We start from the raw sequence: 13,364 nt of genomic DNA, 5'->3' as shown, positions 1-13,364 counted from the left end.
ACTAGGCTCTGTGAACAAAATTTAAATTAATTTATTTTCGTTTTCTTCAATCCATCTTTTATGAGTTCTCTCATCAGAAAGCCCCTGTTTTAGGATTTCTGCTGCATCCTGCCATTTTTCGGGATGGTTATTTAATCTTTCATACGCCATATTCGTATCTTCCTCATTTGTTAGCATAGCATGTAATATAGCCTCATCTCCTACTAAATTAGCTAGTACTACCTTACCTTTGGTTAGCCACTGTTTTACACTCGGACCTTTTACAACTTCTTCTTTATGAATAACTAACAGATTATTTAATTCTTTCACATGCCTCTCGTGATCTTCTTTAAATTTTTGCAGTCTGTTTTTATATTCTTCATTTTTAATTCTATTAATAGCTGCTTCATAAGCTTCTATTGCGTCATAATCAAGCTCTATAAGTTCTTTAAGAGCGGTAACAAAATTTTTTTGAGTTCCAACTAAAGTTGTCATAATTTCCTCCCTGTTTGAATATTTTATAATTTAAATATATTCCTGTTATTTTAACAAGTCAAGATTGAAAAACAACTATAATATTAATTGGAAAAAATTAAATTATAAAAATATAAAAAAATAGTTGACATAAAATTAACATGTAAATATTTTACTATCGTAGATTGTTTTAATCTACAGACTTGCTAATAATGTTCAACCGTTTTAATTAAGGAGGCTATTATGACCAATCATAAAAATACCCATAATAATCATAAAACTGAAGACAAACATAATAATAACCTATCTCATGCAGCGGCTACGATGAAGAGTAAAGATTCTTCTGCCGAAGAAAGAAGTAAAGCTGCTTCTGCCATGGGTCATGAAGGTGGAAAACATAGTCATGATAATACCCATAGTTCTCACTCTAGAAGCTCCCATAGTGAGAAATAGTTATTATTAAATTAGTATAGTTAGGGTTCCTCTTGCAACGAAAATTTGCAGGAGGAACTTATTTTAAAAATTTAAAAATGCCAATTGTATCATATATTAAACGTCATTGCGAGGAGTCGCGATAGCAACAAGCAATTTAGAATAAAGATAGTCGTTACTTCATTTATTTCACGATATTTTTGTATTAGAGCCTAGGAAAAGTAGCGTTATTGCATAGTTCGAATTTTTTATGTCATTCCGGCATAAGGGTCGTCTCTCTGTCATTGCAAAAAAGCATTTATGCCAAAGAAGCAATTTATGAAATTTAAGATAGCTTGTCACATCTCTTCGCAATGATAAATATAAATATTTTTTGGATACTTGCCTACGCGGAATGACATATCACTGTTTTTATTGAGGCATGCAACAATGCAAAAACGAGTTCAGCATGACAAAGCTATATTGCCACGCTCCTTTTAGGCGCTTGCAATAACGATATTTTTAACGATTTTGACCTACACAATAATATCTTACATGAATTCCCTACAACGCGAGTCAATTCTTTAACGCAGAGAAATATTACACTTCTGAAAGCTTTTTTGCTTCATCATCTGCAACTAGTGCCTCTATAAGTTCATCTAATTGACCGTTTTTTACTATTTCTTCTATTTTATAAAGAGTTAAATTTATTCTATGGTCGGATACACGATTTTGAGGAAAGTTGTAGGTACGTATACGCTCTGATCTATCGCCTGAACCGATTTGATCTTTACGAGTATCTGCGCGGGATTGGTCTTTTTTACGGCGTTCTTCTTCGTAAATTCTAGCTCTTAAAATTTTTAACGCTTTAGCTTTATTTTTATGTTGAGATTTTTCATCCTGTAATGCAACCACGATACCGGTAGGAATATGAGTAATCCGAACTGCCGAATCCGTCGTATTAACGTGCTGACCTCCGGCACCTGAAGCACGATAAGTATCAATCCTTAAATCTTTTTCCTCAAGTTTTATGTCAACTTCTTCCACTTCAGGAAGTACGGCAACGGTTGCAGCAGAAGTGTGAGTTCGACCGTTTGATTCAGTTTCCGGTACTCTTTGCACCCTATGAACACCGGACTCAAATTTTAATTTAGAAAATACGTCTTTTCCTTTTATTGAAGCAGTAGCCTCTTTATAGCCGCCTATACCAGTATCAGAAATTGACAATATCTCAAAACGCCATTTTTTTAATTCTGCATATCTTTGATACATATTAAATAATACTGCCGCGAAAAGTGCAGCTTCTTCACCGCCACTACCAGCTCGCACTTCAATAATAGCGCTTTTACTATCTGCTTCATCTTTCGGCAAAAGTGCTATTTTTACTGCACGTTCTAATTTAGGAGTCAAATCTTCAAGGCGATTCACTTCATCATTAGCCATTTCATAAGTTTCATTATCTAAATTCGGCTCTAGCTTAAGCGCTCTTACCTGCCGAAGTTCCTCTATAGTTTTATTATATTCTTTAATATTCTCAACTATATTTTCAAGTTCTGAATATTCTTTAGAAGCTTTAACAAATTCCTCTCCGATTATACCAGTAGATAATTTTTTAGATAACTCTTCGTGTTTATCTAAAATCTTTGTTAAATTATCGGAAAAACTCATATATTTTTGTTGTTATCAAATTAAGATGTCATTAAAAGTAGTAGTATGTCATTCCTCGCTAAAAGCAGGAATTCAGCTCCTTTATCCGTCATTGTGAGAAGGCATCTATGCCAACGAAGGGAATCTCATGAAATTTAAGAGAGATTGCCAAGTCGGTACTTGCGTATCTCTTCGCAATGATAAAGTCTGCAATGACAAAGCCTGAATTCCCGCTTTCGCGGTAATGACATTGAACATGTTTAACCTTCCATACTACAACAGCATCAACGCAGGGCTCTCTATAAACTTTTTGAATGAAGCTAGGAACTCCGCCCCCACCGCTCCATCCACAACTCGGTGATCGGAAGAGAGCGTAACATCCATAATAGTTGCTATTTTCACTTGATCATTTACTATTATCGGACGTTTTGAGCTAGCACCTACCCCTATGATACAACTTTGTGGGGGATTAATAATAGGATTGAAATTTTTGATACCGTACATGCCGAGATTTGAAATACTAAACCCCCCGCCCTGAAATTCAGACGGCGTAAGTTTATTTTCTCTAGCTTTTTTTATTAATTCTTTCATTTCACGAGATAAATTAACAATGTTTTTTTGATCAGCATTTCTAACCACGGGAGTAATTAAACCGCCCTCAATTGCTACTGCCACCGAAATATCTATATTACTATAATATTTAATTGCTTCATCTTGCCAGCTAGCATTTGCAGCAGGCACTTCTTTTAAAGCTTTTCCTACTGCTAAAATAATAAAATCATTTACGGAAATTTTTTGAGATTTATCATTGCCAAATGATTTATTAATATCTTCTCTTATATCCAGTAACTTATCGACATTACACTCAATAGACAAATAAAAATGCGGGATTGTCTGTTTTGATTCAAGCAAACGTTTAGCTATAATTTTACGAATATTATTATTCGGAACCAAATAATATTCTTCTGCATTTCTTGATATGGTTTTTTCATTTGATTTAACAGAAGTGGTAGAAGCTTCTAATATGTCTTTCTTAATGATTCTACCGTGCGGACCAGTACCTTTAATATTTTCAAGACTAATATTATCAATAGCGGCTAGTCTTCTTGCAAGCGGTGATGCAAATATACTCTTTTGTTTTGAGTATATTCCATTATTATTATTTTCAGGTTTTTCTGTTAAGAAGTTTTCTGCTTTTGCATTATTAGCTGGCAATGATTGAGGCTCAGTGGATGATTTTTCTGCAGATTTCACGGCAGAATTATTTTTAATAAAATTATCAACTAAAGAAGCGTCTTCTCCTTCTTCAGTCAAAACGGCAATGAGAGAATTGACTGGTACGTTTTCTGCTCCTTCAGCTATTAATATTTTAGCAAGAATACCTTCGTCAACCGCTTCTACTTCCATGGTTGCCTTATCAGTTTCGATTTCGGCAATTACTTCTCCAGGATTAATTTGATCCCCTTCTTTTTTTAACCACCTAGCAATATTACCCTCAGTCATTGTAGGAGATAAGGCCGGCATTAAAATTTTAATTGGCATAATTTAATTTTTAAGATTTGTGAGATGAGTATTATGTTGTATAACCTGAGTTAGTTATGTCATTTCCGCAGAGGCGGGAACCCAGGCTTTTCTTTGTCATGCTGAACTTGTTTCAGCATCCATTTGTAGTAGATCCTGAAATAAATGAAGTCAATGACTATTTATTTTCTAGATTGCCGCGTCGTAGCTATCGAATCTTCTCGCAAGGACGAGACAAATTTTTACTTCACTACTACTTTAACGTCAGGGCTTACTATCATAATAATCTGCTTACCTTCCATTTTAGCAGCTTGATCAATCTTTGCTAGGCCTTCTAATTCTGTTTCGATACGCTCAAATAATTTTTTACCGAGTTCATTATGAATAATTTCCCTACCCTTAAACCATAGCGAAATTTTTACCTTATCGCCGTCTTTTAAAAACTCTTTTATCTTACGAACTTTAACGTCAAAATCACCCTGGCTAATGTTAGGCTTAAATTTCATCTCCTTAAGTACTATAACTCTTTGCTTTTTACGTGCATCATGTACACGTTTTTTGCTTTCATACTTAAATTTACCGAAATCTAAAATCTTACACACCGGTGGTTCAGCATTGGGGGAAATCTCTACCAAATCGAGCCCAGCCTTTTCTGCTGCCTCTATTGCTTCCCTGATACTTACAATACCGTGCATTTCACCATTTTCGCCGACTAAACGAACTTTACTAGCTCTAATATCTTTATTCGCTTTAGGAAAATTATTTTTAACTTTAGAAATAAACCTATCTCCGTATTATTTTAAATTATTATATTACTCACAACAGTTATAAGTAATTATACTTATAAACCTATGAATTTGTGTAAGTTTTACTTTTTATATGCTCATTTTTCTTATTAATCTTTTGTAAAAGGATTACCCCAAAACCAATAATAAATAATACTAAAATACTAGCAACAATATATTTTTCAAGTAAAATAAGAAATATTATTGAACTTAATAAAAATATTCCAAATACTAGTGCACATACTTTACTAATTTTAGCAGCTTTTTCTTGAATGCCTAGATTTTTCAACTCTAAATTATGTCGATGCGCCTGTTCTTTCTGCGCCATATTTACTAATTTTTCTAAAGTACCGGGATAAATATTTTCATACTCAGTCATTAAATCAATCGGTGGCAAAATATGCTCAAATTTCTTACGGTAAAAATTATTATCCAACTCACGCGAATTTAAAGACCTTGAATAACCTTTATTCAATCTATTATTCTTTGTAAAAAAACTTTTAGTCTCTTTCATACTAATTTCTATTTTTTGTCATTTCTTATTTTGTGAAATGCACAATTTAAATCATCTTCAATTATTTTAAAATAATCAGCTAAATATATTTCTTTCCTCTTATGCATAGCTTTGAAGCAATCAAATATATTGACACTCTCCTGCCAAATAAGTTTTATAGAATCAAGCCATATGAAATTTTTATTCATTTAAATTAACATTTATAAAATTATAATCAGGGATTAAAGGTTCACCTCTGAAATTTATAGCATTATTAAATTTATTGCAACAAGTTATAAATTTTTTATCACAGCCGCTAGTAAGCGTTACACTTCCTACCGCTTTAACATTTTCCGGTATAACATTTTCAACTATAATTAAATTATTTAAATGATCAAGTATCCTACTGTTAAATAAATTATCCCCGAACCTAACTTCTCCGCTTATATAATATCCGCTTTCCTTATCCATATTTGTTATAGTAAAGCTTTTCTTAAAAACTTCTTTTACGTTATAGGTCACACTATATAAACTTTTATCTACGCTGCATTTAGCATCACCGAAATTCGTACGGCAGCTTTTACTAAAGCTATTAATTACAGTTTGATTATATTTTACCGTTTCGGGCTGTAAATACATTTTAAAATTTAGATCATATTTTGTATAGATACTACAATAATATGTTATGAAATGCTCGAAAATATTGTCGGTATATAGCATTATTTTTACTTCCGCATTTCTTAAATCCATAAATTTCTCTATCCCGCCGTTTTCAAATATTCCCTCTATAATAATATAATTTTGTGCAGAATCGTTAAACTCCCCTTGCTTTACAAATAAACCTGAATTTGGCAAAAAACTTATTTCATTATTTTTAATAATTTGATCGCTACTTGTCAAAAATAACTCTCTTCCTTCAGGCAATTTAATTTGAAAACAATAAATAAAATTTTCTAGCTTTGAAATATTCAAGGATGATAAAATACTCATACTATTACTTCCGTTAACTCTAAATCTGACAAGGCAATTGATCCATCGCTACAATAAGTATATTCAAAACTATCCCCTTTAAATCTTACAGCTACATCAAACATAAAATCGGCAGTTAAAATTTGTTCCTGTTCCAAAGCTTTTGGTAAAGTTATTATTCCCTGATTATAATCCACAGCATAATCAGTTTTCACATTATTAATATATAATACTATACTATCTTCTACGGGTTTAGTAATAGCTCGGTTATAAGGAAAAATAGGATCATCATATAATTTACTTAAGTAAAATTGCTTTTGACTTCCATCGCCTTTAGCAATAAATTCACCAGTTACTTTATAATCCGCATAATCTCTAAACCTAAAGCTAAAATTACTACCTCGCCGAGCTTTAAAAAAACTATTAAACTGATTAAATTCGTTATTACTTAAAAAGCAATTTTTAATTAAGTATTTTTGACAGGCATGGGCGCAGTCTAAATGCCGCACTTCTCGCCCCGACATAGTTAAAGCATGAGAAGTAGAAAACTCCGCCTTTCCTACTGCACAAACTTCAATAAATTCCGGCATACGTATATTATGAAAATTCATAGATTTACTTCATTAATTCTTGAGTAATAGAGGAGTTATATCCTTTTCAATCAATGAACGAAACCCTGCGTTCATATCTACAAACCATCTTTTTATATCAATTTTTATCGATATATCAGATTCCTCAAGAGCATTTTGAATTTCAAAAAATATGTCATCACTAATATTTTCCATAATACAAAGATCAAGGTCAGAAAATTTTTTATAAGTATTTTTAACTCGTGACCCATAAGCATAAAACTTATATGGATATTTTTGTAGTATAGAGTGTAATATCAATAAATCCTGTTTATCAAGATAGATCATTATACTTCTCCAAATTCCTTAAAAGTTCATTTAACGCATTTGAAAAATCATCAAAAATACTAATAACTTTTTCAATATTTTCTTCATTATAGGTATGAACAGTAATATTACGAATTTCAATAAATTTAAACCATATACGAGGATCTGAAATTAAACCGCTAATGGCAGCCTCTCGAAATATTTCTTTTAAAGTGTAAGGAGTTTTGCCAGCTTTTTCACAGAAACGCTTCATTGTTTTCCAGCTCAATTCATAACAAAATTCAAACGCCTTAATACTACCTGCTTTATTTTGCTCTGTGTCTAAATGCAAGCGAAACTCTTCGAACTTATTTGTTGCTCGAATTAAATTACTAATATCGATTCCCTCGATTAAATGTACCATAATTTACCTAATTATTTCCTGTTTTAATAAAGCTTGATAATTTATCGTTAGTTTTGTAGTAATTAAATCTTTACTATTTTGGAATTTCATATTACCGGCTTTTATACCGGCTAATATATAATTTTGTAATTCAAATGAATCTACGGCTATTTTATTCATAATTTTATCAGCAAGTGATACTGAAATATTACGATTTTTATCATTAGCAAAAATACATATTTCAAATTCTATTCTGGAAATATTTTGTTTCAGATTTGCCATATTATCAATATTTAGCATATTAATTAACAAAAACGGATATTTTGCATCTTGCATAACAGAAAGATATATTTGATCAACGCTTTGCTTTATTTCAATATCGTTTGCAAGCAACTTATATAAGCTTAACTGAAAATCACCGATAACATTATAATACATATATTTCTAACGCTATAATATTTAAAAATTTACTTTTTTCATTAATATTAATAATGCGTTTAATCTCAAATTGTCGCTCTTTAAATAAAATACGCATTTTAGTAGTGATGTTTTTTACAAACCTAATTTTAAAAAGAAAAAAACCTTCTGTTATTACATGCCTGAAACTAATATTTTCCAGGGCAATAAATTTATTATCGCATAAAGGTTTTATTTCAGCATAAACGGTTAACTTCTCTTCCCAACGATCTTTATCTATAACATTTGCAGCAAAATTCTCTAAAAACTTAATTTGATGTTGAAAATTTCTTACTATTGATTTTGTCATTTTCTTACCTAAATCTGGATATTTCTATATGGCAAATATAAATTCTTTACTTCCGGTGATAAGCCGACTGAGCTTTGCCCCTGACGATCATACATTTCAGCAATATGCAGCATAATTCCGTGTTTTATCGAGTGAGGAATATTATTCTCCTCAAAACCGCTAACATATTCTACAATCAATTCATCATTCGCTAATTTCTGCTTTAACCTTAAAATATCGTTATCAAAAAAATATTGATCATTAGTCAGCTCCACTATTTGATCTTTCAATTGTTTTGTTACTTTCACTATTTCTTTTATAGGCTGATATTTTAGGGCAAAATTATTTTTACCTTGAGTGTTACAAATAAATTTTACATATTTTGAGATAAAGTTTAATTTGGTAAAATTCTCTGCCGCAGTGATTGCCGCATCAATTATTCCTAATATTAAGTCATCATCATAATTACCTTCAATTCGCATATAATTTTTTACCTGTTCTAAACTCCATATTTTTTGTGGAAATATTTTAATAATCTGAAAATTATTTTTGTGGAACATATTTTAACCCTCATATCATGGTGTGGCTTGACTACGGCATCCAGAAAAATACTAGCTCCCGTGGTCAAGCCACGGGGTGACAATTTAGCCAAACAACCCAAGCTTAATAGCTTCAGGATTTACTACGTCGCCCCCTACCCTTTTTACTGCATAGAATTTAACAAAAGGCTTTTCGGTATAAGGATCACGCATAATATTAATGCCGCTACGATCAACTATTTTATAGCCTGCTTTAAAATCACCGATGGCAATAGCGCAGTTGTCTTTTCCAATCGCCTTCATATCCGAACAGCAAATAACTGGCACTCCAAAAATAGTTTGTTTAAACGACTCGGAAAGCGATTGCTGCCAAATAAAACGCCCGTTATTGTCTTTTAGTTTTTGTATTTCCGATAAGGTAACACGATTCATTAACAGCGTTGCATTTGCTAAATACTCTTCTTTAAGAGAATTAATAAAATCTAACAATTTTTCCGGCTCGATTTTGTTACCCATCTTAATTTTTTCTATTTTACTGTTATCAGGCGATAATATACCCTTCGGTTTTTTTACTCCATCACCATTAATAAAAGCGTCATTCTCCATTTTAACAAAACTATCCCGTAAACGCTCCGTTAACCAGTTCTCCACCCTAATCGTTGTATCATCAAGTAATGCTTGGCTTGCTTTCGGCTGGGCATAAAGCTCATGTACAAAAATCCTTTGTTGTTTTAACTTTGCAGACGGTGTTTCTTCCCTTAAATCAACTTCTCCAACCCAACCACTGGTAAATTTACCATTTTCGCTTATCACATCAAGAGCATTGGTAGAAATTGTTTCAATTGAAGCTATTTGCCTCATCGGCGATCTAGCATTAATTTCGCTAATAATACTATTATACAAAGTTTGCAATATCAGTACGCCGCCCTCTTCAATATTACTATTCAAAGATGACTTACGGATAAATGCACTTTCCTCTCCTTTACGTACATAGTCGATAAAAGCAGTTTTATACTCGTTATCTTCTATATTTAAACCGTGCGGCCTTTCTAAAAAATTGTGCATATTATGCATTTTTTCTTGTAACCGATTAATTTGATCGGTTATTACATCTTTGGTTATTATATCTTGCTCCATATTATCCGCTTGCTTAGTTATATATAAAATTTTAGCATTATGGTTAGCCGGAAAAGTGACAATACTTACCTCCACTAATTCTGCTTCGGTAATTACTCTTTGTTTTGATTCGTTGTAATTTGACATTTTGACGTAGAATCCAATAGATAAGCCGTCTATCGCTCCCTGCTTTACTAACTCTATTGCCTCACTACCCGCTTTAACTTTATTATTAATTACCGCTTCCATTTTTAAACCGTAATCATCTTCCGATAGATGTGTAATAATACCTATCGGTTTCTTGCTATCATGCTGCCAGAGAAACCTAACGTTATTATGACAGGCTGACGCAAAAGCTCCTTTAATGATTAAATCGTTATGATGATCCGTAACATTATAAACACTCGCATAACCAGAAATTACTACTTCATTATTAGTAGACGACTTTATTATCATATTTTGGAAAGTTTGACTGCTATATATTATCTTTTTCATATATTACCTTTAATTGTAAAAGCTAAAGATAATATAACTGAAAAAATGCTAGCACTAAGGGGTAGATGAGAATTAAATGAGCGAGTATTATTGCGTGGATTAGAAAATACCTAGAGCAATGTTATTCTAGTGCCAACAGAAATTTAGAAATTTTTTAAATAAATATATCATTCAAAATCTTCCTTTCTTGCAAAGGTAAATCTTCTCTATCAATTAAAATATCATCAGTTGAAATTGAAGCAAGTTCTTGAAATATTTCTTTCCATGTTTTCGGCACAGGTTGCAGGATAAAATTTTTCTCTGATTGCATAATAACTTTTACTTATTTATATTAATAACTTGTATATAGTAGATATACTTTTACTTGCAACAACAAAAATTTAAAATATCCCACCTTTAAATACAGAATTATGTAAATCGTTCTTTAATAAATTACTTAATTAAATCTATGCTCTTAAAAAAAACCTTCAAGGATTATCGATTATTTGAAATATTAATTTTAGGAGCGATTAGCGGCATGCCTCTTGCTATAATTTTTTCCACGCTCTCGGTATGGTTAAAGGAATCAGGAATTGACATTGCCGTTATTACTACCTTTGCAGTTGCTAGATTATCCTACTCTTTAAAAGTATTTTGGTCACCTTTGATTGATAGTTTTAAGGTGCCGTTATTAAGTAAGTTCGGCCATAGAAAAGGCTGGCTTATATTATGCTCTAGTTTAATTGCCATAGTGCTGATTATTATGAGCAGTGTCAAGCCAGCAATCTCTTTAACTTTATTATATTTTTTGACTATAGCCCTTGGTTTTTTATCCGCCACATTTGATATTGCCGCTGATGCTCTACGTATTGATAAATTTGATCAGGATACACAAAGCTTAGCTAGTGCCACAGCCGTACTTGGTTACCGAATCGGCATGCTTATTACCGGTGCCGGTGCTTTATATTTTGCAGAAATAACAGGTGACAATTGGCAGGCAACATTTTTCGGTATGGGAGTAATTTTTGCCATTGCAACAATTTTTATCATAACCGTTAAAGAAAAAAAAATAATACGAGAAACAATTAACATCATTTCCTTTGCTTCCTGGTCGCATGCCGTAATTAATCCTTTTAAAGAATTTTTTACTCGCAAATTTGCAATAACTATACTCTTAGCCGTAATATTTTTCAAATTAGGCGATGCTATGCTTGGCGCCGTTGCATCACCTTTTTATATAGAACTCGGCTATACCAAAGGACAAATAGCCTTAATTGCTAAATTTTATGGATTAATTGCAACGCTGGTAGGAGGTTTTGCCGGCGGAATTGTAATGCATAGACTTGGAAATTTCAAAGGGTTGATTATCACCGGCATAGTACAAAGCTTTACACATTTTGCATTTATTTGGCTTAATCATCAAGCACCTTCTTTTGAAGCATTATTAGTTGCTATTTCCATAGAAAATTTTGCTGCTGCTATGGGTGCTACGGCTTTAGTCGGTTATATAGGCAATTTGTGTAATAAAAAATATTCAGCTACGCAATATGCGTTACTTAGTAGTGCCGCCACATTATGTAACAATACGGTCACTATCTATGCCGGCAAATTAGTAAATATACTCGGATGGGACGGTTTTTTTGTATTAACTATAATTTTAGCCTTGCCTGGGCTTGGTATATTAGTTTATCTTAATAATAAAGTGGATTTGAATTAAAATTTATAATATGCTATACCTGCATGAATAGTTAAATTTCGTCGTTGCCAATCATACGATAATGATATCTTTAAGATACATCTAAAATTTATAAAAAAATTTTATGTTAAAAAAATCTCTGTTATCTTTTATCATTTTTATTGTAACTTTTACTGCGCCGATAAGCTACGCCAAAAAAACTATCAAAATTTCACCGAAGGCCCCTATTCAAACTAGCCTGGTAGTAGATGCAAAAACCGGCAAGGTTTTACATGCTCGTAATTCTCAAATCAGGATTTATCCCGCTTCTCTAACAAAGCTTATGACTTTATACTTAATGTTTGAAGCAATCGAATCCGGCAAGTTACCCCTAAATAAAAAATTAATCGTATCGGAAAAAGCAGCCAAAATGCCTCCGTGTAAACTTGGTTTGAAAGCTGGTGAAACTATTACCGTAAAAGAAGCAATTTTAGCTTTAATCGTAAAATCTGCTAATGACATTTCAGTAACGGTAGCGGAAGATATGAAAGGCTCAGAGAAAAATTTTGCTCATTTAATGAATGTTCGTGCACGTCAATTAGGGATGAAAGATACTTACTTTAAAAATGCTTCAGGTTGGCATGATCCTTTGCAGCAAACTACGACAAGAGATATTGCTAAATTAGCATTGGCATTACAAAAAAATTACCCTTCATTTTATCCTTTATTTTCAAAAACTAGCTTTGTTTTTAGAGGTAATATTGTACAGGGTCATAATAGAGTTACTAAAAATTATGCGGGTGCAAATGGGTTAAAAACTGGTTATCATACCCCTGCCGGTTTTAATTTAGTAACTACTGCTTCCAGAAACAGTAAATCTCTAATTGCCGTAGTTACCGGCGGCAAAACAGCAATTTCCAGGGATAAACAAATGATAGATTTATTAGATCAGCATTTTAATGTTCCTTCATCTAAATCTTCTATTAAACTTGCTTCTAATAATAAAATTAAAGCCAAGCCTAAACTAGGAAAGAAAAAAACTCGCACCTAATTAAAGCATTGTTGCGTGAATGCCTAAGCGTCATTGCGAGGAGATTCGGGCATTGTTGCATGGCTCCGATGTCATTCCCGCGCAGGCGGGAATCCAGAAAAAATAACCTTAATATATATGTAAGAATTATATTATTTGATAAAATAAACATATAAAAACAAGTTTTTTATATGTTTTACTAGATTCCCGCCTGCGCGGGAATGACAT

17 protein-coding genes and 1 pseudogene are annotated in these 13,364 nt (G+C 32.3%); 3 read left to right on the top strand and 15 right to left on the bottom strand.

What is annotated here, in order from left to right:
* Positions 1-21: 21 nt before the first annotated feature.
* A complete protein-coding gene (locus OTR29_RS02330; protein ID WP_422229045.1) occupies positions 22-474 on the bottom strand; it encodes a DUF892 family protein in 453 nt (150 codons plus the stop codon).
* Positions 475-696: 222 nt separating this feature from the next.
* Here OTR29_RS02330 and OTR29_RS02325 point away from each other — a divergent pair, with 222 nt between their 5' ends.
* Positions 697-906 (top strand): hypothetical protein, encoded by a 210-nt coding sequence (locus OTR29_RS02325; RefSeq protein WP_422229044.1) that lies wholly within the window; start codon positions 697-699, stop codon positions 904-906.
* A gap of 558 nt (positions 907-1,464) precedes the next feature.
* Here OTR29_RS02325 and prfA read toward each other — a convergent pair.
* The 14 genes and pseudogenes from prfA to OTR29_RS02255 form a co-directional block, all read right to left on the bottom strand.
* A complete protein-coding gene (prfA, locus tag OTR29_RS02320; protein ID WP_422229043.1) occupies positions 1,465-2,532 on the bottom strand; it encodes a peptide chain release factor 1 in 1,068 nt (355 codons plus the stop codon).
* Between the two features lie 252 nt (positions 2,533-2,784).
* A complete protein-coding gene (locus tag OTR29_RS02315; RefSeq protein ID WP_422229042.1) occupies positions 2,785-4,053 on the bottom strand; it encodes a pyruvate dehydrogenase complex dihydrolipoamide acetyltransferase in 1,269 nt (422 codons plus the stop codon).
* A gap of 221 nt (positions 4,054-4,274) precedes the next feature.
* On the bottom strand, positions 4,275-4,811 hold the full coding sequence (gene infC / locus OTR29_RS02310; RefSeq protein WP_422229064.1) for a translation initiation factor IF-3: 537 nt from the start codon (positions 4,809-4,811) through the stop codon (positions 4,275-4,277).
* Positions 4,812-5,013: 202 nt separating this feature from the next.
* Positions 5,014-5,331: pseudogene (locus tag OTR29_RS02305) on the bottom strand (DUF2335 domain-containing protein); the annotation flags it as partial.
* Positions 5,332-5,339: 8 nt separating this feature from the next.
* On the bottom strand, positions 5,340-5,519 hold the full coding sequence (locus OTR29_RS02300) for a hypothetical protein (RefSeq protein ID WP_422229041.1): 180 nt from the start codon (positions 5,517-5,519) through the stop codon (positions 5,340-5,342).
* On the bottom strand, positions 5,512-6,300 hold the full coding sequence (locus tag OTR29_RS02295) for a DUF2163 domain-containing protein (protein WP_422229040.1): 789 nt from the start codon (positions 6,298-6,300) through the stop codon (positions 5,512-5,514). The genes OTR29_RS02300 and OTR29_RS02295 overlap by 8 nt, the downstream gene beginning before the upstream one ends.
* A complete protein-coding gene (locus OTR29_RS02290; RefSeq protein WP_422229039.1) occupies positions 6,297-6,890 on the bottom strand; it encodes a phage distal tail protein, Rcc01695 family in 594 nt (197 codons plus the stop codon). The genes OTR29_RS02295 and OTR29_RS02290 overlap by 4 nt, the downstream gene beginning before the upstream one ends.
* Before the next feature lie 12 nt (positions 6,891-6,902).
* Positions 6,903-7,196, bottom strand: coding sequence for a nucleotidyltransferase domain-containing protein (locus tag OTR29_RS02285; protein WP_422229038.1), 294 nt, complete (start codon positions 7,194-7,196; stop codon positions 6,903-6,905).
* Positions 7,183-7,578: an HI0074 family nucleotidyltransferase substrate-binding subunit gene (locus OTR29_RS02280; RefSeq protein WP_422229037.1), complete on the bottom strand. Its 396-nt coding sequence runs from the start codon at positions 7,576-7,578 to the stop codon at positions 7,183-7,185. The genes OTR29_RS02285 and OTR29_RS02280 overlap by 14 nt, the downstream gene beginning before the upstream one ends.
* A 3-nt stretch (positions 7,579-7,581) precedes the next feature.
* Positions 7,582-7,995 carry a hypothetical protein gene (locus OTR29_RS02275; RefSeq protein ID WP_422229036.1) on the bottom strand — a complete coding sequence of 138 codons (414 nt, stop codon included), beginning with the start codon at positions 7,993-7,995 and terminating at the stop codon, positions 7,582-7,584.
* Positions 7,985-8,323 carry a phage head closure protein gene (locus OTR29_RS02270; RefSeq protein WP_422229035.1) on the bottom strand — a complete coding sequence of 113 codons (339 nt, stop codon included), beginning with the start codon at positions 8,321-8,323 and terminating at the stop codon, positions 7,985-7,987. Before OTR29_RS02270 ends, OTR29_RS02275 begins: the two co-directional genes overlap by 11 nt.
* Positions 8,324-8,331: 8 nt before the next feature.
* A complete protein-coding gene (locus OTR29_RS02265) occupies positions 8,332-8,862 on the bottom strand; it encodes a head-tail connector protein (protein ID WP_422229034.1) in 531 nt (176 codons plus the stop codon).
* 84 nt (positions 8,863-8,946) lie between these two features.
* Entirely contained in the window at positions 8,947-10,452 is a 1,506-nt protein-coding gene (locus OTR29_RS02260; RefSeq protein WP_422229033.1) for a phage major capsid protein, read from the bottom strand.
* Between the two features lie 154 nt (positions 10,453-10,606).
* Positions 10,607-10,762 carry an AbrB/MazE/SpoVT family DNA-binding domain-containing protein gene (locus tag OTR29_RS02255; RefSeq protein WP_422229032.1) on the bottom strand — a complete coding sequence of 52 codons (156 nt, stop codon included), beginning with the start codon at positions 10,760-10,762 and terminating at the stop codon, positions 10,607-10,609.
* A 138-nt stretch (positions 10,763-10,900) separates the two neighbouring features.
* Between OTR29_RS02255 and OTR29_RS02250 the strand changes: the two genes are divergently transcribed.
* Together OTR29_RS02250 and OTR29_RS02245 are read left to right on the top strand one after the other, a co-directional pair.
* A complete protein-coding gene (locus tag OTR29_RS02250) occupies positions 10,901-12,148 on the top strand; it encodes an AmpG family muropeptide MFS transporter (RefSeq protein ID WP_422229031.1) in 1,248 nt (415 codons plus the stop codon).
* 103 nt (positions 12,149-12,251) lie between these two features.
* Positions 12,252-13,157 carry a D-alanyl-D-alanine carboxypeptidase family protein gene (locus tag OTR29_RS02245; protein ID WP_422229030.1) on the top strand — a complete coding sequence of 302 codons (906 nt, stop codon included), beginning with the start codon at positions 12,252-12,254 and terminating at the stop codon, positions 13,155-13,157.
* The last annotated feature ends 207 nt before the right edge of the window (positions 13,158-13,364 follow it).

It is taken from the genome of Rickettsia endosymbiont of Halotydeus destructor (assembly GCF_049278075.1).
Classification (GTDB): Bacteria; Pseudomonadota; Alphaproteobacteria; order Rickettsiales; family Rickettsiaceae; genus Rickettsia.
The sequence above is the reverse complement of the archived record's forward strand: the minus strand, read 5'-3'. Positions and strand labels throughout refer to the sequence as shown.